The sequence below is a fragment of the Mesocryomonas lacus genome, from assembly GCF_055730135.2.
Window position 1 is genome coordinate 26,332 of sequence record NZ_JBUZWE020000020.1, and the last position, 22,014, is coordinate 48,345.

The following is a 22,014-nucleotide window of genomic DNA, read 5'->3' on the forward strand; positions in this document are numbered from 1 at the left end:
ATGACCGGAGTGCCCCCCTTGTCCACCGTCCAGCCGTCCGAAGCCTTTCCGCCCCATGCCGACGAGATCGCCACTGCCATGGCGACGGCGCTGAACTATGATGACCTTTCCGCCGAAGTCGACCGGACGGTGGCAGCGGCCCTTGAAGTCGCCGGCATTGCCGGAGCCAAGCGGCTGTTCCTCGCCGGCTCAGGCGACAGCTATTTCGCCGTCCTGTCCGCGGCGCCCGCGCTGGCGCGCTGGACCGGCCTTCCGGTACAGGCCATGACCGCGATGGAGCTTGCCCGCTACCAGATCCCGGTTCTCGGCGAAGGCGACGTCGTGGTCAGTGTCTCGAATTCGGGATCCTCGTCACGGGCCCGCGAATGCGTCGCTCTTGCGAAGAGCCAGGGCCTTGCCACCCTCGGCATCACCGGCACGCTGGACGGTCCGCTGGCCAAGAACGCGGACGCGGTGATTCACCGACCCGTCGGCGATATTGCCAGCATTCCCGAGCGCTATGGCCGCTGCTACCTGAACTTCGCTGAGTATGTCGCCGTGCTGCAAGCGCTCTACGTGTTCGGCATCGAGCTCGGACTGAAGCGCGGCACGCTCGACAAGACCATGGCGACGAAGCTGCGGGCCGACCTCGAAGCCGCGGTTGCCGTTCTCCCGGCGACGGCGGCGGCAATCGATGCGACGGCACGACGCGTCGCGAAGGACATCACCGGGACCGAAACCGTGTTCGCCATCGGCGCCGGGCCGAGCCGCGGAACCGCCGCCTATTCCGCCGCCAAGTTCCATGAACAGATGCCGATCAACGGCGTCCACCAGGACCTCGAGGAATGGGCGCATCTCGAATACTTCCTGACCTATTTCTCCTGGCGCGAGCGCTCGGTGGCGCTGGTCATCGCCCCGCCCGGCAACAGCGCCGATCGGGCGCGCGAAATCGTCGAAGGCATGGCAGGCGCCGGCGGCCGCGCGCTTCTTGTTGCACCCGCCTCGGCCGCGATCGAGGGCGCCTTCGCGCATTTCGAGATGCCGGAGGCTGTCGACGACTTCCTGTCGCCCATGGTCTACCATCTGCCGGCACAGTTGCTGGTCCTCTACATGGCCCATCTCGCCGGCATCCAGAACATCCCGCTGCGCCGCACCGACGGCTTCCGCCTGATCGCCGCCAGCGGAATCCGCGACGACGTGGCAACGCTGGCCTGATGAGTAAGCCCGATCTCCTGATCCTCGGCCAGATCACCGTCGACCATGTCGTGCCGGCGGCGCCAGGGCCGTGGGTGGAGCGTGTAGGGGGCAATGCGCTCTATGCCGCGGCCGGCGCGCGGCTGTGGCTGGACCCGGCGCGGATCGGGCTGGTGTTCCGCCGGGGTCCGGACTTTCCGGTCGACGTCGAGGCGGTGCTCGGCGCGGCAGGGATCCAGCACATCCGCCGCCGGGACGTCGCCCTCCCCCATCTGACAGAGTGGATCGTCTACGAGACCGGCGGTTCGCGCCGCTGCCTGCCGAAGAACGCACCGCTGCAGCACATCGGTGCCGAGGGCGAAGTGGGTGATGTCGATGTCTATCTTGACTATCTCCTCCAGTTCTCGCCGGAGGCGCGCGATCTGCCGGCCGAATGGCTGCCGGCGAAAGCCGTGCATCTCGCGCCGCAGGTACGCAACCGGCATCCCGACAGCCTGGCTTTCCTCAAGGGGCAGTCGGATTTCATCTCCGTCGATCCCTCGCCCTTCACCGCCAAGCGTCATGATGCGCGGGGCCTGGCAGGCGCCCTTGCCGGCGCCGACGCGATCCTGCCGAGCGAACTGGAAAGCGGACATCTCGCCGGCGGCGGTTGGGATCAGGCGGTTCGCGACCTGCGGGCTGCAGGCTTTGCCGAAGTGGTGATCAAGCGCGGCGCCGACAGTGTCCTCCTCGGCGCGGGGGACATTGTCTCCCACGTGCCGGTCTCGCCAGTGGTGCTGGCCGATCCGACAGGAGCCGGCGACAGTTTCGGGGGTGCCTACGCCGCCTGTCGCATGCTCGGCTTTACGCCCTTCGAAGCCGTGCGTCGCGCCATTGTCGCCTCGGGCATGGTCGTCGGCACCGAGGGTGCGGAAGCTGCGCTGGCGCTCGATCCCGGCGAAGCGCACCGCCGCCTCGCGGCCTCAAGCTGAGGCAAGACGCCGATGATCCGCGTCCAATCCCGCCCAGAGGTCGAGAATGCTTCGAGCGGTAGCCGCTGGGCAAAGACGGCGATGACGCAGCAATTCCTCGCGGACAAGGGCATCGGTCCCCGCCGACCAGGCCAGCATGAAGGGCTGATGGCTGATCGGGGATATCACGGCCTCGTCGCGGATCGCCACGAGCCGCTCGACACAGGACGCAGCCTCTCCCTCAGGGAAGAATTGCCGGATCTCTCTGCGGGCGGCAGGATCGTTTCCGAGTTCGCGATAGGGTACGGCGAACAGACTCGTCTCGAGCCAGCGACGGTGAACGGCAAGGCTCCCATCGGCCGCGGTCCCGCCAAGGAAGGCCGCGAGGCGAAGGGCGCGGTCGGCGCGCTCACCCTCAAGGGCGGCGCGCAGACAGATGAGCGCGTGTCCCGGCATCAGCGGTGTGCCCGTCTTTCCCGGCAGGCGGGAAACCGGCAGGCTGACCGGACGACTCGCAAGACCGGCGGCATCCGCGGCGAGATAGTCGGTCGTGAACGTCATGGTGTGTCGACCCCGCGCCCAACGCTTCAAGGCCGGGACGTCGCCGGCATCATCGAGACTTTCCGGCGGGACGAGTTCCTCGGCGAGGAGAGCGAGAAGGAAGCGGAGGCCTTCCGTGAGCACGGCCTCAGTCTTGGGATCGGAGAAACAAGTGACCCCTTCGGTCGCGAGGTGACAAAGCAGCGACCAGACGAGTCCGGTCTGCGTCCGGTGCCATCGTGGAACGAAGGGATGCTCTGCCTCGCCGTCGCGTTTGGTCCTGCGGCAGACGTCCAGCGCCCCCTCCCAGCTGTCGATCTCCATGTCCCGACCGGGCCTTTGGAAGAGTTGGAACGGGCCTCCATTGTAGTAGGTCAGGCCGAGCAAGTGGCCGGCGGCATCCCGTGCGCCGGCGACAAGGCGCGCATCCATGCGCGTCAGCAGCGGCGCGATCGCCGGATGGGCCTCCTCGATCGGCGCGATCAGCTCGCGGTCGGCCCAGAGCGACGCCTCCGCACGCTGTGCATAGAAGACGTCGGGGCCGGTTCCCGCCGTCAGCGCCGCCTCGATCTCCAGGTCGTATCGCCCCGCCACGCAGTCGGCGATCACCGCATCGCCGCACTCCCTGCAGTAGCGGTCCAGATTATCGCGGACGATATCCGCGCGAACATCCCAGAACGCGAAGGCAAGCGGTCCGCCGCTTCCTGCCGCCTCCCCGCCGTGCAAGCCCACCGGAGTCCCCACCATGTCTGATCTCCTCATCCGCGGCGGCAACCTACTCGCTTCCGCCGATTGCGAAAGGCTTGACGTCGCCGATGTGCTTATCCGCAGCGGCGTCATCGCGGCAGTGGGGCCCGATCTCGATGCCGGGGACGCCGATGTGCTCGACGCGACGGGAAGGCTCGTGATCCCGGGCCTAATCAATGCGCACCTGCACTCGCCCGGCAATCTGATGCGCGGGACGCTCGACGGGATGCCCCTCGAAGTCTTCATGCTCTACGAGGTCCCGCAGACCGACGGCGACACGGAGGATCCGGCACTGGTCCGCCTGCGCACGCTGATGGGTGCTGCGGAAATGCTGAAGCTCGGCATTACCAGCGTGGCCGACGACGCCTTCTTTGTGCCGCTGGCCTCGACCGCGGCGATCGACGCCCTGTGCGGCGCCTATGCCGAGAGCGGAATGCGGGCGACCATCGGGCTCGATCAGCCGATCGTCGTCGAGTACGAGAAATTCCCGTTTCTCGCCGATCTCCTGCCAACTCATCTCAAGGACAGAATGGACGCGCTGCCGCGCGAGACGGCCGCAGGGATGCTTGTCCATTACGACCATCTGCTCGCACGCTGGCACGGTGCAGCCGACGGCAGGATCGGCGCTGCCGTCTCCTGCTCAGCGCCGCAGCGGGCGACGCCCGACTATCTCGCCGCCCTGTCAGCGCTGTCGAAGGAACATGACCTCCCCTTCTTCTGCCACATCCTGGAGACGAAGCTCCAGCGCGTGCTCGGCGAGGAGAAATACGGACACTCTCTGGTGCGCTATGCCGACGATCTCGGCATCCTCGACGAGCGCATGCAGGTCATACACGCGATCTGGGTAGACGAGGGCGATATTGCTATCCTGGCGCGCCGCGGCGTCACCGTCGCGCACAATCCGGTCTGCAACATGCGGCTCGGCAGCGGGGTCATGCCCTTCCGCGCCCTTCGGGACGCCGGTGTGTCGCTCTGTCTTGGCACGGACGAGGCGGTGAGCGACGACAGCCACAACCTCTGGGGCGCAATCAAGGCGGCGGGCATCGTGCATGCACTGTCCGATCCCGATTTCGACCGATGGCCGAAGGCGCCGGAAATCCTGTCCGCCGTCTGGGAAGGCGGCAACCGGATGATGCGGCGCCCCGTCCCGCTGGGCAGGATCGAGCCCGGCTACGTCGGCGACCTTGCGATCCTCGATCTCGACAAGCCGGCCTATTGGCCCTTGCACGATATCCGCCGTCAGCTCGTCCTCAACGAAACCGGCGCATCGGTCATCCATACGGTAGTCGGCGGCACGGTGGTCATGCGCGATCGATGGCTGACGACGATCGACGAAGTGGCGCTCCTTGCCGATATTCGAAAACTGGAACCAGGTCTGAGGGCCCAGGCCGCGGCGCTGCGGGAAAGCGCAACCGAGGTGGAGCCCTTCTATCGCAAAATGGTTCGGATGGCCGCCGGCCGCGACGTCGGCTTCACCCGCTGGATCGGCCGATGAGCGCGTCGGCCCCCGCCGACGGCCGCGACTTCCGCGGCTATGGCGAGCATCCGCCGCGCGTCGTCTGGCCTAACGGCGCCCGTGTCGCGGTCTCCCTTGTCCTGAATGTCGAGGAGGGTGCGGAACGGACGCTTTCCTCCGGCGACGAGAGAAACGAGGCAATGTACGAGGTCCAGGAGGAACTCGTCGGCGAGCGGGACTTCTGCATGGAGAGCCATTTTGAATATGGCAGCCGCGCGGGCTACTGGCGGATCATGCGCGTGCTGGCCGAGGCCGGTGTCGTGTCCACCTTAAACCTATGCGCCCGTGCACTCGTCCGCACACCCTGGCTCGGCCAGCATGCTGTGGCGAACGGCCACGAGCTGATGTGCCATGGCTGGCGCTGGGAGCATCACAACGCAATGGCCGAGGACGAAGAGCGCGAAACCATCGCGCGCTCGGTCGAGGCGATCCGCAAGATAACGGGCATCCGTCCCGTTGGCTGGCACGTCAAGAGCCACCCGTCAGTCAACACCCGCCGCCTGCTGATGGAAGAGGGTGGATTCCTCTATGATTCCAACAGCTACAACGACGACCTGCCGGTGACGTTGCGCGCGGGCGAAAAACCCTATGTCGTCCTGCCCTATGCCTTCGATACCAACGATATGAACTTCTTCGGCACCCGCCGTTTCGTCCATGCGGAGGATTTCTCGAGCTACTGCCGGGACGCCTTCGACTGGCTGCACGAGGAAGGCGCGACGACACCGAAAATGATGACGATCGGTCTGCATAACCGGATTCTCGGCCGCCCAGGCCGTATTGCGGGCCTCCGGGATTTTCTCGCACATCTAAAGTTCCGCGGCGGTGCCTGGATTGCTCGGCGCGACGAGATCGCGGCCGAATGGCTGAAACAGACGACATGATACGACCTTCCCCTTCAAAGGCCTCCTGATGCACATCCACATCATCAACCCCAACACCACGGCGGCCTTTACCGCCGCCGACCAGCGGGCGGGGACCGCGGCCGCCGGCATCGGCACCCGCGTCACTGCCAGCGAGCCGCGGGATGGCACGCCGTCGATCGAGAGCCATTTCGAGGAGGCGGTCGCCACCATTGGCGTCATCGAGGAAATCCGACGGCTGGAAGCCGAGCGCGTGGACGCCTTCGTGATCGCCTGCTTCGGCGATACGGGCATAGGCGCGGCGCGCGAGGTTGCCAGCGTCCCGGTCGTCGGGATGACGGAAGCTGCCCTGTTCGCGGCAGCACTGATCGCCGATACCTTCTCGATCGTCACGCTGCCGGCGCGCACCCGGATCCATTCCCACCGTGTCGTCGCCTCGCTTGGTCTCGGCCTTGCGGGACGCTGCCTTCCCATCCGCGCCGTCGATGTGCCCGTGCTTTACGACGAGACTGAAGAGGAAGCGGTGCTGAAGGCCATCCTGGCGGAAGGACGGCTGGCGATCGACGCGGACGGAGCAGAGGCGATCGTGCTCGGCTGCGCCGGGATCGGGCATCTCGCCGGCCCGATTGCCGCCACGCTGGGTATCCCGGTGATTGACGGGGTCGCGGTCGCCGTTGGCATGGCCGAGACACTAGTGCGCTGCGAGCTATCCACCTCGAAACACGCGAGCTATGCCGCGCCGCCAGCGAAGTCTCTTTCGCCCCGCTTTGCCGCGCTGCTTCCGCGCAGTGATAATTCCTGAAGGAGCACGCCATGCTGCAGAGTCAGAACCGATACAGCTTTTCTCCGATCACGCAGCGCCCGGACTATGTCTGGCCGAACGGCAAGCGGCTCGCTCTCTATTTCTCCCTCGGTATCGAGGAATATGTCTTTGGCGAGGGCATGACCGAGGATCTGTTTCCAGGCGCCCCGAAGCCCGACGACGTCAACACGTCGTGGCGCGACTATGGCAACCGCGTCGGCGGGTTCCGGCTGATCGAGCGGTTCACTCAGTTCGACATGCCACTAACGATCCTCCTCAACACTGCGGTCTACGACCACTCGCCGGACCTCATGGATTTCGCCCGCGCGAAAGGATGCGAGATCATCGGACACGGCATTACCAATTCCGACACGCTCGTAGGCCGAACGCCGCAGGACGAGGCGGCCTACCTCACGTCCGTCGCCGACCGTATCGAGGGCAAGGAAGGCTATCGGCCCGGTGGCTGGTCCAGCCCTTGGCTCGCCCATACCGAGGCAACCATCGATCTTCTGAAGGAGGCCGGTTATCGCTACCTCATGGACCTGAGAATGGACGACCAGCCAGTCTGGCTCACAACCCGCTCGGGTCCGCTGCTATCGATCCCCTACGCGCTCGAACTGAACGATTCCTCGACCATCATCGGGCGGCAAGCGAGCGCCACAGATTTCGAGCGTATGATCATCGACGAGTTCGACGAGATGCTGGAGGCCTCGAAGGATCAGCCGCTGGTGATGTCTGTCGTTGTTCATTCGTTCATCTCCGGCCAGCCCTTTCGCCTGCGCGCGCTGACGCGTGCCCTTCAACACATCGCGTCGCGGCGGGACGAGGTCTGGATCACCCAGCCCGGCGAGATAGCTGCGTTTATCGAAACCGCTCCCGAGCGCGCGGTCTGATACGGCACCCACGTCCCGCAGTGGGAAAAGGGTATGAGGTCGGTATCATGCTGGATCCTACACCGGCTCCGCCAAAGCATCGTTGCAAGACAACCTCGTTTGACGACATCAGAGGTAATCGTACGGCGCTTCCCGGGCGTATCGTAAGGGTACAAGCTGATCACAATCGGTGCTGGGAGACAAAATTTCAAACGTCGGGGCTGAGCCGAAAGCTGACTGTCAGCTCATCGTGCAAATTCGCGAACAGCCACTGTTCTGCACAAGGATCGCGGGCATAATGTCCCTTCTCGCGCTTCTGGCGAAAACTGCTAATGGCAATTTTGAGAGGACGGTTACCGAAAGCGTAATGCATTTCTCATGGAGGCCGAGGTGGCGGGCAGGCCCAATTTGAACGTCGCCAGTCGCCGCCCTGTGGCCGTCTACAGCGGAGTATAGCAACTTAGATTCGCCGGGACCCTGCGTTCTGACAAGGACATACGAAGCTTCAGGCATACCAGAGGCTGAGCACTTTCCCTGCCGCGCCGCCCCTATGCCGAGACGCCGTGGCACTGCCGGACGATGTCGCGAAATCGCCGGCCCGCCGCAGTCAGCGGGCGGCTTCGCTCGTAGCGCAGGTGAAACTTGATGCCATAGCGAAGGGGCACGGACCCCTCCACTTCGACGAGTTCGAACTGGGAACGCAGCGTCGCCGCATAGTGGTCGGGCAGATAGCCGACATGGCGGCCGCCTGCGATGAGGATGGCCGCAGCCTCGAGCCCTGAGGCAACTGCAGCGTGTTCCAGCCGCAGCGCGGCCAGCAAACCGGCGCTGTGCGGATCGGCAAAGCGCGTTACCACGGAGTAGCGGAGTGGCGAGAGGTCGTCGACCGTCGGCACCTCCTCCCCCCCGCGGACATAGAGCCTGAACTCCTCGTCGAAAAGCTCGTGCCGGACTGAATCCTGATCCTGCGGCGCGGCACCATTGATGCTGAGATGCAAACGCCGGGCGTGCAGTTCGCGCACCAGATCGGCCGGCGGACGCACCACGACCTGGAGGCGGACCGCCGGGGCCTCTGCCCCTAGCAACGCCAGCGCCTCTGCGACGCGGCAGGCGGGATTGCTGAGACAGTTATCGGCAATGCCTACGATCAGCTCCCCGGTGAGGATGTTGCGCGCTTGGTTCAGGTCATCACGGACCGCGTCGAGTGTGTCGCAGGCGGCGATGGCGGCCGAGAGGACCGTCTCTCCAAGCTCGGTCAACTCGAAGCCGGCGGGGCCTCGTAGGCAAAGGCAGCCGCCGAGCCGGAGCTCCAGCGCCTTGATGTGGCGGCTGATGGTCGAGCGGTCCATGTGCAGGCTGAATTCCGCCGCAGAAAGTCCGCCGCTGGACGCGACGACCCGGAAGATCCGCATCAGTCGAAGGTCACTCTCAGTCAAAGTCGCGATCGGCATTGGTGAGGCATAGTTCATGTTGCAGATCATACAAGCATGGTTTCCGCATTAGCAATTGCGATACTGCTTCAATACAGGCATCGTAATGAAGAGATTAAACATTGTGCGAATGCATGTTCAATAATCGTTCAGACTGCAGCAGAAATGACCATTGAGGAAGCCATGTCCCAGCCGCTGACCGTCGCTCCTGCCGAGCGCCACAAAACGTTTCTCTACGCGCCCTACGTCAGCGACCTCGACAGCCTCGACGCCGATATCGTCTTCATCGGCATGCCCTACGGCAACGCCTACGAGCCGCACGCCGTCTCAAACGACCAGACCCGGGCGCCCGACGCCGTGCGCGCCGTGACCGATCGGATCTCCCGCGGTCTCGAGCGCTACGACTTCGACGTCGGCGGGACAATCTACGACGACCGGGCGGTGAAAACCGTGGACGTCGGCAACGTCCCCTTCGACATCGCCGATCACCGCGGCCACTTCGCCCGCGCCGAGGCGGCGATGCGCAAGATCCTGAAGGCCGGCGCCATGCCGATCACAGTAGGCGGCGACCACGGCATCCCGATTCCAATTTTTCGGGCGCTCGAGGATGCCGACGGCGAAGGGCCAATCACACTGATCCAGGTCGACGCCCACATTGACTGGCGCGACCACGTCAACGGCGTCTCCGACGGCCTCTCCAGCCCCATCCGCCGCGCTTCCGAGATGGACCACATCGGCGACATCTACCAGATCGGTATCCGCTCGGCCGGCAGCGCACGGCCCGAGGAAGTGGCAGCGGCCAAATCCTACGGCGCCAACATCATCCCGGCCTTCGAGGTGCATGACCTCGGCATCGACGCGATCATCGACCGTATTCCCAATGGCGGGCGCTACTACATCACCATCGACGCCGATGGCCTCGATCCCTCAGTGATGCCTGCGGTCGAAGGCCCGGCGCCGGGCGGACTGACATTCCACCAGGTGCGCAAGCTTATCCACGCGCTGGTCCGTAAGGGCCGGGTACTGGGCATGGACATCGTCGAAATCACGCCCTCGATCGACCTCAACAACATCACCAGCGTCGTGGCCGGCAGGCTGATCGTCAACCTGATCGGCGCGGCCGTGCGCGCCGACTACTTCGAGCCCGCCGCCGCCTAAAAGTAACCTGCCTCCCCCGAGCCGAACCCGCGACCTTTCCTCAACCAGGAGCCTTCCCATGCCGCCTATCACCCGCAGGCACTTCGGACTCATCGCCGGGGGCGCTGCACTGACCACCACGCTGTCGACGCGGCTCGCCTTCGCCGAAACGACGCTCGAGAGGATTAAACGTACCGGCACGGTCACCGTCGGCACGGAAGCGGCTTATCCGCCGTTCGAATTCGTCAAGGACGGTAAGATCGTCGGCTACGGCAGCGACATACTTGTGGAGGTGGTCAAAGCCCTCGGTGTCAAAGTCGAGCAGCTGGACCTGCCCTGGCAGGGCATCCTGCCGGGCGTCCTCGCCGGCAAGTTCGACTTCGTCGCGACCACCGTCGGCATCAACGAGGAGCGTGCGAAGCGCTACGCCTACACGCTCCCGATCGCCGACGGTCAGCCATATGCGGCCAAGCGCAAGGGTGATCCGATGACCAAAGCCGAGGACCTGAACGGCAAGGTCGTCGCCACCCAACTCGCCTCCTCGACCGAGCCGACAACGCGCGACTTCGACGCAAAGCTGAAGGCCGCCGGCGGCAGCGGCTATGCCGATCTGAAGCTCTTCACTGCCTTCCCCGAAGCCTACCTGGCGCTCGCCAACGGCGAGGTGGACTCGGTGATTCAGTCGCTACCGACACTTGCCGTCCTGGTCAAGGAACGCCCGGAGACCTTCGAGCTTCTCGGGCCGGTCGATGTCGAAGGAGGCTACACCTATCTCGCCTGGGTGACCCGTCCGGAGGACACTGACCTCCGCGACTTCATCAGCGGCGTCATCAAGACGATGCGCGACGACGGCCGCCTCGGCGAGCTGCAGGAGAAATGGTTCGGCTTCAAGATGGAAATCCCCGACACGGGCTACCTTCCGCCGAACGCCCTTTGACCTCAAGCGGAGATCGGGCTTGTCCTTCCAGTTCGACTACCTGCTTTCCGTCATGCCGGCGCTGGCGACGGCGGCGCTGATCAATGCCCGGCTCGCGGCGATCATCATCGTGATCGCGGTGATCGGCGGGACGGGGCTCACCATCCTGCGCTCGCTGAAGATTACCGCGGTCAACGCGGCGCTTGCCGGCCTTATCTCGTTCATTCGCGGCACCCCGCTACTGATCCAGATTTTCCTGTTCTACTACGTCATTCCCGTGTTCGGCATCGACCTGAGGCCTGAGGCGGCGGGCGTTGCGGCCATCGCGCTGAACAGCGCCATCTTCATTACCGAGATGATGCGCGGGGGCCTGCAGACCATCGACCCCGGACAGATCGAAGCGGCGAGCGCACTGGCCCTGTCGCGCCGGGCGATCTGGCAGAAGGTCATCCTGCCGCAGCTGTTCCGGAAGATTCTGCCGGTGCTGGTCAACGAGATCACCATCGTCGTCAAGGGTACGGCACTTCTTTCCGTCATCACCGTCGTCGACGTTCTGCGCACCGCCCAGCCGATTTCCAGCGCCAGTTACCGCCCGTTCGAGACGCTGGTCGGCGCGGCCCTTTGCTTCCTTGTCCTCAATCTCGCGGTCATAGCGGTCGGCACCGTCCTTGAACGCGGCACCGCCGATGCGAGGGCATAGCGAGCATGACATTCGATACCGGCATTCTTCTTCAGTACTGGCCGCTGTTTCTAGAGGGCGCTTGGCTGACCATCCGTATCACCGCTGCCGCCTTCGTCATCGGCTACGCCATCGGCATCGTCCTCGCCCTCCTGTCGCTGGTGCCGAGCCCCGTGACACGCGGTTTCGTCAAGACCTATGTGATCGTGCTGCGGGCGATCCCCTTCATCATCATCGTCTTCCTCGTCTATTACGGCCTGCCCTTCTCCGGCATCCGTCTTCCTGCGGTCATCACCGGCACGATCGCTCTGTCGCTGTTCGCCAGCGCCTACTACGCCGAGATCGTGCGCGCAGCGATCCTCGCGCTGCCGAGGGGCCAGTTTGAGTCGGCGCGAGTGATCGGCATGTCGCCCCTGCAGTCGATGCGCCATGTCGTCTTCCCGCAGATCGTGCGGGGGCTTATTCCGCCCTCAACCAACATGACACTCACGATGATTAAGGAATCAGCGGTGCTGAGCTCGATCACCGTCGGCGAGCTGACCTTCCAGAGTCTGATCGTCCAGGGCAACACCTTTGCGCCTTTCGAGGCCTTCGCTGCGGTGACACTACTCTACTGGCTGATCAGCCTGGTGGTTGCGCAGGCCGCCGCTTGGCTGGAACGCCGATTCGGCCAGGCGGAGCGCGAGAACGTCTCCCGCAGCAGGCTGGCAGCAAGCTTCCTGTCGTTCGACCGGAGGGATGCATGAAGCCCGACCTCGCCCTCAGCGTCAGCGCCCTTAGCAAGAGTTTTCGAGGCGTGCGGGCCCTCAACGAAGTGTATCTCGATGTTTCAAAGGGCGAGGTTGTCGCCCTAATCGGCCCAAGCGGTTGCGGCAAGAGCACGCTGCTTCGCTGCCTGACTTGGCTCGAGCAGCCAAGCGATGGCTTCATCCTCGTTGACGGCAAGCCCTTGGGCCGAGAGCGGGTCGGCGACACGATCCGTCGCCAGACCCGGCAGGAGATCGACTCCATGCGGCCGCGTATCGGCATGGTGTTCCAGCAGCTGAACCTCTGGCCACATGTCTCGGCCCGCGAGAACATTATCTTGCCACAGATGGTGGTGCTGGGCCGCTCGCGCGCCGAAGCGACGGCCCGCGCCGACGAGCTCCTGGGAAGCCTCGGCCTCGGCAGCAAGGCCGAGCGTTTCCCCTACGCGCTTTCCGGCGGCCAGAAGCAGCGGGTGGCGATAGCCCGAGCGCTGGCCATGGATCCGACGCTCATGCTGTTCGACGAGCCGACGTCTGCGCTCGATCCGGAACTCGTCGGCGAGGTGCTGACGTTGCTACGCGATCTCGCCGCCACGGGCATGACCATGGTGGTCGTCACCCACGAGATCGGCTTCGCCGCGCATGTCGCCGACCGCATTGCCTTCATGGAGGCCGGCCGGATCATCGAGGACGGCAAGGCGAGCCAAGTGATGACCGCCCCGAAGGATCCGCGCGTCGCTGCCTTCCTCGCGCTCATCCATGCCGGCGGCGACGCCTTCTAACGGTGTTGCCGCGGGAGGCTTTCCGCCAGACAAGGAGTGAAGATGCCCCGTATCGACCGACCCTATGTGGGCATCCCTTCGTTCCTGCGGGCGCCGATCTGCCAGGACATCGCGACGCTCGATGCCGCCATCGCCGTCTACGGTGTTCCCTTCGACGAAGGCTCCCCGTTCCTGCCGGGAACGCGCATGGGGCCGCGGGCCATCCGCGAGCATTCGCTGCGGTTCACCGGCGGCGTCTACGATCCGGCGACGCGCCGCAGCCTGCTCGTCGAGGAGCTGGAACAAGGCCTCATCGCCGACGTTGGTGACGTCGACATCGCGCCGACCAATGTCGTCCGGAGCTTCGAGAATATCACCGCGACGGTGCGCGGCATCCTTGACCGCGGCGCGCTGCCGGTCGGCCTCGGGGGCGACCATTCGATCGCCTATCCAATTTTCCGCGCCTTCGATCGCCCCGTGCACATCCTGCATTTCGACGCCCACATGGACTATGCCGAGGACGCCGATGGACTGCGGTTCACCAACGGCCACGCCTTCCGCCACATGACCCGTCTGGAGACGGCGCTGAGCCTGACGCAGATCGGCATCCGGAGCCTGCGCAGCTCGCGCCAGCAGCACGACGACATCGAGGCCGGCGGCAACCGTGTCGTTACCATGCCCGAATTCCACCGCCTCGGCCCCGCCGGCATCGCCGCGCTCCTGCCGGAAGGTGCGCCGGTCTATGTCAGCATCGATATTGACGCGCTCGACCTGTCGCTGGTGCCGGGCTGCGTCTCCGGCGAGCCGGACGGCCTCACCTATGCGGAGCTGCGCGACTCGCTGAAACTCGTTGCTGAACGCAACGAGGTCGTCGGCTTCGACCTCGTCGAGGTCAACCCGCCACTCGACGTCGGCACGGGAGCCACCGCTTATCTCGCCGCGACGGTCATCATCGGTTTTCTTGGCGAGATCTGCGCCCAGCCGCGCTGGCAGCACAAGCGACATATTGCCTGAAACCCACGAGGAGGACATCGTGCACACCGACCATCCCGTTACTATTCCCGCTCGCAGCGGCAAGGCGGCGCTCGTCAGGAAGGGCCAGATCGTTAGGGTCATCAATACCCATGGCGATCAGGTCGTCGACACTTGGGCCTTCAATGCCGAGGACCGCAGCGAGTTCATGTCGATGGAGCACAGCCGTGCCCACATCCTGAAGATCATTCCGATCGTTGGCGACACCATGCTGACCAACCGTCGCCGGCCAATCCTTACCCTCATCGAGGATACCTCGGGCGGCATCCACGACACCCTCGTGGCGGCCTGCGACAAGCATCGCTACGCTTTCCTTGGCGTCGAGGGCTATCATGACAACTGCGAGGACAACCTGCACGCCGCCATGCAGGAGATCGCTCTCGACGCACCGGAAACGCCGAGCCCGCTGAACCTCTTCATGAACATCCCGGTGAAGCCGGACCGCACGATCTCGTTCGAAGCGCCAGTGTCGACCCCGGGCAGCTTCGTCGCCCTGAGGGCGGAGATGGACCTCGTCATCGCCTTCAGCGCCTGCCCGCAGGACATCCTGCCGATCAACGGCGTCGGCCATCCGCCAACGGAAGCCCATTTCACGGTCGGCGAATGATCGGCGGCTGCGCCTGCGCGCCGCTATCCTTCGCCGCCACCGCCTGCGACGAGACCGTCCCCGGCGGCTTCGGCTGGAGCTTTGAGGTCAATGCCGGCCAATACATCACCCTCATCGACGTGGAGGGCCGGCAGGCCGCCGATTTCGTCGCGCTCCGCCGCGACGATCTTTCCGAGGTGCTCTCACCAGTCCACACCCGCAGGCGCAACCTGTCGCTGTTCGTCGAAGTCGGCGAGTTCCTCGCCTCCTCGCGCGGTCGACCGATGTTCGAGCTTGTGGCCGACACGGTGGGGAACCATGATTCCAACGTGCCGGCATGCGACCCGACCCGCTATGCCGTCGACTTCGGCGTGCCCGGCCACCGCAACTGTTTGGAGAACATGGCCGAGCCGCTGGCGCCCTACGGCATCGACGTTCTGCACGTTCCCGAGCCGTTCAACTTCTTCCAGAACGGGCCGGTGACCCCCGATGGCCGGATGACGGTGACCGATCCGGTTAGCCGGCCGGGCGACCATCTCGTGCTCAGGGCACTGATGGACGTCGTCTGCGCCGTATCGCCCTGCCCGCAGGACATCATCCCCGGCAACGGTTTGGTGGTCACGGACATCCGCATCGTCGTTTCCGACACGCCGCCGACGCCCGGAAAGGACTGAGCCATGCCACTTTTGATGAAGAACCCCGACGTGGCACCGCTGCCGCCGGAATGCTGCCGCGAGATCGTCCACGGAACCGCGGCCGACCTTGCCGTCGGCCGCGGGCAGCTGCTGACCATCGAGGATGTCGCGGGCGACCGCACGGCGCAGCTCTTCGCCTTCACCGACGCCGAACGCGACGAGTTCCTGTCGCCTCACCACACGCGGGTGTTCAGCAATTCCTACCGGCTGACCCTAGGCATGCGCCTCGTGACGAACCGGCGGCGGCCGCTTATGGTGCTCGGACGCGACAGTGCGGGGACGAACGACCTCCTGATGCCGGCCTCGACGGGCGCCTCGCTCGAAGCTGTCGGACTCTCGGGACCGGGTTGCGTCGAACTTCTCGCCGGTGCCATCGCGGCCAGCGGCGTTGCCGCACGCAAGCATCCCGATCCGGTGAACCTTTTCATGAATGTCGCCGTCGAGCAGACCGGGCGTCTCAGTCCGACGCCTTCGGCGCCCGCCCCGGGGCGACTCGTCACCTTCCGCGTCCTGATCGACTGCCGCGTCGTCGTCGTCGCCGCGCCGAACGATCTTGGCATCTCTGACGGACAGGGCGCCCTGCTTGTCCGCGTCCACAACGAGCTCTGAGGGTCGACCCGATGTCCGACAGACCAATGACCACAATCCCCGCCGGACACGGCAAAGCGCTATTCCTAACGGCGGGACAGACCGTGCGCCTGGTCAACACATACGGCACTCAGGTCGTCGACTGCTGGGCCTGGAATGCCGAGGATCTCGGAGAGCACATGTCGATGGAGGCGAGCCGCGTCTGGAACCAACGGCTGAACCCCGTCGTCGGCGACAGCTTCGTCACGACGCTCCGGCGGTCGATACTGACGCTCGTCGAAGATACCTCCCCGGGCGTGCACGACAGCTTCATGGCGGCCTGCGACTGTCACCGCTACCGGCTGCTCGGCGTCGAGACCTATCATCGCAACTGCCTCGACAACATGTTCGAGGCCGTGACCGAGGCCGGCAAGGTCGCGCCGGTGCCGATCCTCGCCTCGTTCAACATCTTCATGAACATCGCCGTCGCCGCCGACGGGCGCAGCCTGCTGACCGGCCCTACACCGGGGCGTCCCGGTGACCATGTCTGCCTGCGCGCCGAGATGGACTGTCTCGTCGCCTTCAGCGCCTGCCCTCAGGACATCGTCCCGATCCAGGGCGGCGCGACGAACACGCCACGGGACGCGCATTTCGAAGTCCTCGACGATGCCTTCGCATTGATTCCGCCGTCCGCCAGCTGGCGACCATCGCCCTAGGCATGTGTTTCGCCCAAAGCCATCGGCTCGCAGCTGCATCGGATCTGCGGCGCTGCGTTGATTATTTTGGGCGCTCGGCTTCCTAACGGCTGCCGGATGTGTCTCTCACGTTACCAAGACGATCATTTTTTGCAGTTCAAAATGCGCACGTAAGTCCACCTTAAGGACGCGTCGATGACCCGCGCTGTTCGACTAGCGATCGAAGTTTCCTTCTCGCGGTCATCTCCCCCGACCAAACAATGGTGGAGCAAAGGCGATCTCTTTCGGCCGCGCCTTCACTCCACAAGGCAAGGACGTCCCGTACCCAATAAATCGTGTTTGCTCTTAAACAAACGATGCCTTTGGTCTCGCTGACAATGTGCGGGAGTGTGAGAGATGGCCACCAAGCTGCATGGAAGCGGATTTCTCGCTTCTTTCGAAATCACAGATTGAACATAGAAGCTCCCCAACTCCGCCCCCCTACCGGGGCTCAGGCAAAATTTCGCCGTTTGGGTACCGGACCGGTTCGGGTAGTAAAATTTTACGGTCGGCTTTCTCTCCCAATTTGGTGAAAGGCTACGGGATTGCTAACAACCGGTCTAAACCCGAAGCAACAATCAGCACCTCCTGGTTATTTTGCACCACGTCACCCCGGACCCAGCCGCCAGCTATTCCGTGTTCACAACACCGATTAGCGACCTGCTGGTTTTGTTCCGCATAATCACAGCCCGGGACCCCACTAACATCCGGGAGTCACCCTCAGCATCGACTAGCGACCTGCTGGTTTTATCCCACATAATTAAAGCCCGGGACCCAGCTAACATCCGGGAGTCACCCACCGCATCGGATGGCGACCTGCTGGTTTTATTCCGCAGCATCACAGCCCGGGACCCAGCTAACATCCGGGAGTCACCCACCGCATCGGATGGCGACCTGCTGGTTTTGTTCCGCATAATCACAGCCCGGGACCCCGCTAACATCCGGGAGTCACCCTCAGCATCGACTAGCGACCTGCTGGTTTTATTCCGCAGCATCACAGCCCGGGACCCAGCTAACATCCGGGAGTCACCCACCGCATCGGATGGCGACCTGCTGGTTTGATTCCGCATAATCACAGCCCGGGACCCCGCTAACATCCGGGAGTCACCCTCAGCATCGTCTAGCGACTTGTTGGTTTTATTCCGCAGCATCACAGCCCGGGACCCAGCTAACGTCCGGTAGTCGCCCACGACAGCAATACGCAGCCTGCTGCTTTTACCTACAGCGTGGCAGGCACAGATCTGTTTTGAAGCCGGTTTCGTACAACAGCCCCGAACGGGAGCTTCCTATTTTTTTGCGTGATGTGGGCTGAGAAGTTAGTGTCCATCACCAAAAATACCGCTCCAAGATCGTGCGCCTAGAGTCCGCGAGAATAGTTTCATCAACCATTTGCTTACGCAGTCAGCGTTTTCGAGATCCTGAAAATCGACCCGATAACGCGAAGACCTTCGATCGGTTCTGTTACCCTATGCGTTACCCGAGCGCTTCAGTAGAAAACGAGAAGAGAACCGAAACAAACTAAGTCTTTGAAAATTCTGGCAGGGGCAGCCGGGCTCGAACCGACGACCTGCGGTTTTGGAGACCGCCGCTCTACCAACTGAGCTATGCCCCTTTAGAACGATCCCCGATTAGTCGCTGGCCGCCGGCTTGGCAAGCCCTTTCGGTCGGATCGGTACAGGAATCATGGCAGTTCTCGCCGACCGTGTCGGACGAATTCCTAGCGCCAGAAGGTCAGCAGCTTGCGGCCAAGGCGGCTAAAGCGGGTCAGCGACCAGAGCTTGTCGACGAAACGGTTGGTATGCTCGAGCCGCTCGGCGAGGACTTCGGCGTGCACGGCGAGCAACGCCGACACATCGGCGCCGGGAAACTGGGCTTGCAGGGCGGTCACGGCATCAGGACCCGCGCGCGGGGTGCCCTCGATCTCGAGGGAGCCGAGGCGGGTGGCGAGGCGCAAGGCCGTCTGCTCGAACGCCCAGTCGTGAATGTCGAACACTTTCCAGTTCTCCGACCGCAGGGCATTGAAACCGCAGAGAACGACGCGGGCGTCCGGCAGCATGGCGCTGATCCAGACCGCCATGGCGTAGCCGCTGCTCGGAATCTTGCCGCCGGTATAGCGATCGGCAAAATAGCCGGTCAGATCCAGCGGGACCACCGGGCAACCCTCGTGTTCGCGCAGGCTGGCCGGTGCTTCAGTCTCGGCGACCACGAGGTTGAGGATCCCCTTCAGCCGCCCCGGTGCGAAACAGGCTGCGACCGGGCCGAGGCGGTTGCGCCGGATGACGCTTGGCCCCTCGCGACCACTGCGCAGCACCAGAAGCGCATCGCGGTCGAACCGCTCGGCGACCACACGGCGTGCATCGTTGAAGAAGACAAACAGCGTTCTACTCGGCCAGCGCGCACCGAGATCGACAGCCAGCGCCTCCTCGCTGTTGGCCACCAGGACGATCTTGTCATAAGTCGACAAGAGCGAGCGCCAGAACTCGGTGCCGGTGTCATCTACCACTGCGGATATCCATGCTGAATGATCGGTCGAGCCGGGCGGGTGCGCAAAGGTTGCGCTGCCGGCAGATAACGTTGCGGCGACGTCGCCACAAGGAGCACCGAATGTCGAGGGCATCCCGCGCGCGCCTTGCCCGGCGGCGCTTCGGCGTTGCCACGGATGGACGCATATGTCACGAGCGGGTCGACGATAAACGAGGCCCCCGTGCCATGCAGTATCCCGTGAAACACCCCGACGACTGGCGCCAGATCGGCAAGCCCGGCCTGTTCGAGCGGTTGCAGCTGCCCTTCCGCAACCGGCGTTTCCGCCAGCGGGCCAAGAGCCGCGACGGCATCGAGCTGACGCGCGTGCACCACGCCTCGGGCGATCTCGGGCGCTCCGATGTCGTGCTGATCTGCATCATGAAGAATGCCGAGAAGTACCTGCCCTCCTTCCTCGCGCACTACCGTCGGCTGGGGGTGAAACGCTTCGCCTTCGTCGACGATCGCTCGAGCGACGGCACGCGCCCTCTCCTCCTCGCCGCCAGGGATGTCGATCTCTACGAATCGAATGTCGGTTTCAGCGATGCCGGCGGGGGGCTCGCCTGGCGGGACATGCTGGTCGATCTCTATGGCCGCGGCCGCTGGTACGTCTCGATCGACAGCGACGAATACCTGATCTTTCCGGGCTGCGAGACGCGGCCGCTCTCCGCCTTCATCGCCGACCTCGAGCGGATCGGCGCCAAGCGCTCGCTGGCCTCGATGATCGACATCTATCCTGATGGGGCGCTGGGTGCCGCCCAGCAGGCGGAGGCCGCCGACGCCCTGCCGACGGCGATCTGCCCGCTCTATGACGGCGACGGCTACGGCATCGGCAACGACAAGTTCTGCACGGCCATCCGCGGCGGCCCGCGCCGCCGCCTGTTCGGCACCAACATGCGGCTGACCAAGTTCCCGGTGATCTTCGCCGACGACGCCACCCAGTTCAACGGCGGCAGCCATCATGGCCCGCTGCCGATCGCGCGGAACTTCTCGCCCGTCCAGGCCGTGCTGCTGCACTACAAATTCTCGCCGGGCGCCGTCGAGGAATTCACCGAGATCGCGGCACGCGGCACCCACTACAACGGGGCCAGCTACTACAAGTCGATCGTCGGCCATGCCGGATTCAACGCCGAGGCCGACTTCCGCTATGCCGGGTCGCTGCGTTTCGAGGGGTCCGAGGCCATGCTGCGACAAGGTTTCATGCAGGACATCCGGCACTAACGGTCGGGCACCCCTTCCATCAGGCGTGAACACGGCATCGTCGCCGATGTCACAGCGCATCACTTTGTCAGCCAACGCCAAGGCTTTGGTTGAGTGAGCCGGCAATCTTTTGTAACGATCACGCGGAGAAGTATTTCCCGAAAGGAAGAGTCATGTCAGCTTTGGTCGCCGATTGGGGTGCAGGGCAGGATTCGGAGCAGCATCCGCCCGTTCTGAAGCGGGACGGAACCCCGCTGAAGGTGCTCTACGCACTGGATAGCTTCCCGCAGTTGTCCGAATCTTACATCAATGCCGAGATCCAGCGCATGCAGGGCTGGGGCGTGCACATCGAGGTCTGGTCGCGCGGCGAGCCGAAGTCTCAGGCGCAGTGCGACGTCGTCGTCCACCGCGGAACGCTGCTCGAGACCATCGAGCGCGTGAAGCCGGACGTCGTCCACACGCACTGGACCCAGACCGCGCTGAAGTACAAGGATGCCGCCAAGCGCATGGGCATCCCACTGACGGCGCGCGGCCACTGGCACTTCGTGCCGAAGCAGATCGCCCGCGTCGAGCGCGAGCCGACGATCGAGCGGCTCTACATGTTCCCGCACCTCGCGAACAAATGGGGCTCGGCGACCAGCAAGATCCTGCCAATGGTCTCCTGCTTCCATCCGGAGTGGCTCGCGCCGCGGGTCGAGAAGAACCGCAAGATGATCGTGCGGACGGCCGCCTGCAAGCAGCCGAAGGACCTTGCCACCTTCATCCGCATCGCCAGCCGCCTGCCGGAATACCGTGCGGTGCTGATCCTCTGCAGCCTCGGGCCGAACGATCACTACCGCGAGCTCGAGCAGATTAACCGCGATCTCGGCAGCCCGGTCGAGATGGTGCACGACATCACCTATGAGGAGGTCGCGGCCTATCTCAGCGAAGCCGGCATCTACGTCCACACCTACGACCCGACCGTCTCCTTCGGCATGCCCGTGTCGATCGCCGAGGCCATGGCGGCCGGCTGTACTGTCGTCGCCCGCAATGTCGAGGGCGCCGACGAGTACATCGGCGAGGCCGGCCGGCTCTATGCGTCCGAGGACGAGGCGGTGGCGCTGATCAAGGCCTGCGAAGGCTGGAGCGACGCGGAATGGGCGAAGGCGGACGAAATCTCGCGCGAGCGCGCCTTCCGCCTGTTCGACGACCGCAAGGTTCTTCTGCCGCTGCTGGAGACCTGGAAGCAGATCGCCGGCGAGCAGGCGGAGGCCGCCAACAGCAACGTGTCGCTGCTGACGAAATTCCGGCGCTGGTCGGGCATCGGCTACCGCCGGATCTGATCCCGCTCAGAGCGCCGTGCCGTCCTAAGGCGGTACGGCATTCCGGCTTCTAGAACCACTGCCTTAAAAGGCTCGGAGATCGTGATCGATTTCCGGGCCTTTTCCATTCCGGCAGACCGATCGACGCATCCCTGCCCGTTGCTGCCGGGAGCCGTCGCGGCACTTAGGGACTGACACAAAAAAAAGCAGGCCCTTTCGGACCTGCTTTTTCATTTGCAGACGTTCGACG

At 64.3% G+C, this 22,014-nt stretch carries 21 protein-coding genes and 1 tRNA gene; 18 read left to right on the top strand and 4 right to left on the bottom strand.

Annotated features, from left to right (window positions below; genetic code table 11):
- Nucleotides 1-18: 18 nt before the first annotated feature.
- Complete coding sequence (locus ACZLZY_RS23500) at nucleotides 19-1,194, top strand: SIS domain-containing protein (RefSeq protein ID WP_472935153.1); 1,176 nt, start codon at nucleotides 19-21, stop codon at nucleotides 1,192-1,194.
- The gene (locus tag ACZLZY_RS23505; RefSeq protein ID WP_472935152.1) at nucleotides 1,194-2,144 is read left to right on the top strand and encodes a carbohydrate kinase family protein; all 951 of its coding nucleotides are present in this window, start codon (nucleotides 1,194-1,196) and stop codon (nucleotides 2,142-2,144) included. The genes ACZLZY_RS23500 and ACZLZY_RS23505 overlap by 1 nt, the downstream gene beginning before the upstream one ends.
- Here the strand turns inward: ACZLZY_RS23505 and ACZLZY_RS23510 are convergent.
- A complete protein-coding gene (locus tag ACZLZY_RS23510) occupies nucleotides 2,136-3,410 on the bottom strand; it encodes a hypothetical protein (protein WP_472935151.1) in 1,275 nt (424 codons plus the stop codon). The two genes, ACZLZY_RS23505 and ACZLZY_RS23510, sit on opposite strands and share 9 nt — an antisense overlap.
- On the opposite strand from ACZLZY_RS23510, the gene ACZLZY_RS23515 reads away from it, so the two are divergent.
- From ACZLZY_RS23515 to ACZLZY_RS23530, 4 genes are read left to right on the top strand one after another with little or no spacing between them, the layout of a single operon-like run.
- Nucleotides 3,409-4,905 (top strand): amidohydrolase family protein, encoded by a 1,497-nt coding sequence (locus tag ACZLZY_RS23515; protein WP_472935150.1) that lies wholly within the window; start codon nucleotides 3,409-3,411, stop codon nucleotides 4,903-4,905. The genes ACZLZY_RS23510 and ACZLZY_RS23515 overlap by 2 nt on opposite strands.
- Nucleotides 4,902-5,807, top strand: a complete 906-nt coding sequence (locus ACZLZY_RS23520; protein WP_472935149.1) for a polysaccharide deacetylase family protein — start codon at nucleotides 4,902-4,904, stop codon at nucleotides 5,805-5,807. The genes ACZLZY_RS23515 and ACZLZY_RS23520 overlap by 4 nt, the downstream gene beginning before the upstream one ends.
- Nucleotides 5,808-5,835: 28 nt before the next feature.
- Nucleotides 5,836-6,588, top strand: coding sequence for an aspartate/glutamate racemase family protein (locus ACZLZY_RS23525; RefSeq protein ID WP_472935148.1), 753 nt, complete (start codon nucleotides 5,836-5,838; stop codon nucleotides 6,586-6,588).
- A gap of 11 nt (nucleotides 6,589-6,599) precedes the next feature.
- Nucleotides 6,600-7,481, top strand: a complete 882-nt coding sequence (locus tag ACZLZY_RS23530) for a polysaccharide deacetylase family protein (protein WP_472935147.1) — start codon at nucleotides 6,600-6,602, stop codon at nucleotides 7,479-7,481.
- 527 nt (nucleotides 7,482-8,008) lie between these two features.
- Here ACZLZY_RS23530 and ACZLZY_RS23535 read toward each other — a convergent pair.
- Nucleotides 8,009-8,929 (bottom strand): LysR family transcriptional regulator, encoded by a 921-nt coding sequence (locus ACZLZY_RS23535; RefSeq protein ID WP_472935146.1) that lies wholly within the window; start codon nucleotides 8,927-8,929, stop codon nucleotides 8,009-8,011.
- A 144-nt stretch (nucleotides 8,930-9,073) separates the two neighbouring features.
- Between ACZLZY_RS23535 and ACZLZY_RS23540 the strand changes: the two genes are divergently transcribed.
- The 10 genes from ACZLZY_RS23540 to ACZLZY_RS23585 are packed head-to-tail and all read left to right on the top strand — an operon-like array spanning nucleotide 9,074 to nucleotide 16,725.
- On the top strand, nucleotides 9,074-10,048 hold the full coding sequence (locus ACZLZY_RS23540; RefSeq protein ID WP_472935145.1) for an agmatinase: 975 nt from the start codon (nucleotides 9,074-9,076) through the stop codon (nucleotides 10,046-10,048).
- 58 nt (nucleotides 10,049-10,106) lie between these two features.
- Nucleotides 10,107-10,964, top strand: a complete 858-nt coding sequence (locus ACZLZY_RS23545) for a transporter substrate-binding domain-containing protein (RefSeq protein WP_472935144.1) — start codon at nucleotides 10,107-10,109, stop codon at nucleotides 10,962-10,964.
- 19 nt (nucleotides 10,965-10,983) lie between these two features.
- Nucleotides 10,984-11,643, top strand: coding sequence for an amino acid ABC transporter permease (locus ACZLZY_RS23550; RefSeq protein ID WP_472935143.1), 660 nt, complete (start codon nucleotides 10,984-10,986; stop codon nucleotides 11,641-11,643).
- A gap of 5 nt (nucleotides 11,644-11,648) precedes the next feature.
- Nucleotides 11,649-12,368 (top strand): amino acid ABC transporter permease, encoded by a 720-nt coding sequence (locus tag ACZLZY_RS23555; RefSeq protein WP_472935142.1) that lies wholly within the window; start codon nucleotides 11,649-11,651, stop codon nucleotides 12,366-12,368.
- Nucleotides 12,365-13,150 (top strand): amino acid ABC transporter ATP-binding protein, encoded by a 786-nt coding sequence (locus tag ACZLZY_RS23560; protein ID WP_472935141.1) that lies wholly within the window; start codon nucleotides 12,365-12,367, stop codon nucleotides 13,148-13,150. The genes ACZLZY_RS23555 and ACZLZY_RS23560 overlap by 4 nt, the downstream gene beginning before the upstream one ends.
- 42 nt (nucleotides 13,151-13,192) lie before the next feature.
- Nucleotides 13,193-14,143, top strand: a complete 951-nt coding sequence (locus ACZLZY_RS23565) for an arginase family protein (protein ID WP_472935140.1) — start codon at nucleotides 13,193-13,195, stop codon at nucleotides 14,141-14,143.
- The gene (locus tag ACZLZY_RS23570) at nucleotides 14,136-14,768 is read left to right on the top strand and encodes a DUF1989 domain-containing protein (RefSeq protein WP_472935139.1); all 633 of its coding nucleotides are present in this window, start codon (nucleotides 14,136-14,138) and stop codon (nucleotides 14,766-14,768) included. The genes ACZLZY_RS23565 and ACZLZY_RS23570 overlap by 8 nt, the downstream gene beginning before the upstream one ends.
- Nucleotides 14,765-15,421 carry a DUF1989 domain-containing protein gene (locus tag ACZLZY_RS23575; protein WP_472935138.1) on the top strand — a complete coding sequence of 219 codons (657 nt, stop codon included), beginning with the start codon at nucleotides 14,765-14,767 and terminating at the stop codon, nucleotides 15,419-15,421. Before ACZLZY_RS23570 ends, ACZLZY_RS23575 begins: the two co-directional genes overlap by 4 nt.
- Before the next feature lie 3 nt (nucleotides 15,422-15,424).
- Complete coding sequence (locus tag ACZLZY_RS23580) at nucleotides 15,425-16,051, top strand: urea carboxylase-associated family protein (RefSeq protein ID WP_472935137.1); 627 nt, start codon at nucleotides 15,425-15,427, stop codon at nucleotides 16,049-16,051.
- Nucleotides 16,052-16,077: 26 nt separating this feature from the next.
- Entirely contained in the window at nucleotides 16,078-16,725 is a 648-nt protein-coding gene (locus ACZLZY_RS23585) for a DUF1989 domain-containing protein (RefSeq protein ID WP_472935136.1), read from the top strand.
- A 1,554-nt stretch (nucleotides 16,726-18,279) separates the two neighbouring features.
- Here the strand turns inward: ACZLZY_RS23585 and ACZLZY_RS23590 are convergent.
- Both ACZLZY_RS23590 and ACZLZY_RS23595 read right to left on the bottom strand, forming a co-directional pair.
- Nucleotides 18,280-18,355: transfer RNA gene (locus ACZLZY_RS23590), tRNA-Trp, on the bottom strand.
- 105 nt (nucleotides 18,356-18,460) lie between these two features.
- A complete protein-coding gene (locus ACZLZY_RS23595; RefSeq protein WP_472935135.1) occupies nucleotides 18,461-19,246 on the bottom strand; it encodes a 3-deoxy-manno-octulosonate cytidylyltransferase in 786 nt (261 codons plus the stop codon).
- A 206-nt stretch (nucleotides 19,247-19,452) separates the two neighbouring features.
- On the opposite strand from ACZLZY_RS23595, the gene ACZLZY_RS23600 reads away from it, so the two are divergent.
- Both ACZLZY_RS23600 and ACZLZY_RS23605 read left to right on the top strand, forming a co-directional pair.
- Nucleotides 19,453-20,484, top strand: a complete 1,032-nt coding sequence (locus tag ACZLZY_RS23600) for a glycosyltransferase family 2 protein (RefSeq protein WP_472935134.1) — start codon at nucleotides 19,453-19,455, stop codon at nucleotides 20,482-20,484.
- A 152-nt stretch (nucleotides 20,485-20,636) separates the two neighbouring features.
- Nucleotides 20,637-21,785: a glycosyltransferase gene (locus ACZLZY_RS23605; RefSeq protein WP_472935133.1), complete on the top strand. Its 1,149-nt coding sequence runs from the start codon at nucleotides 20,637-20,639 to the stop codon at nucleotides 21,783-21,785.
- Nucleotides 21,786-22,014: the final 229 nt, after the last annotated feature.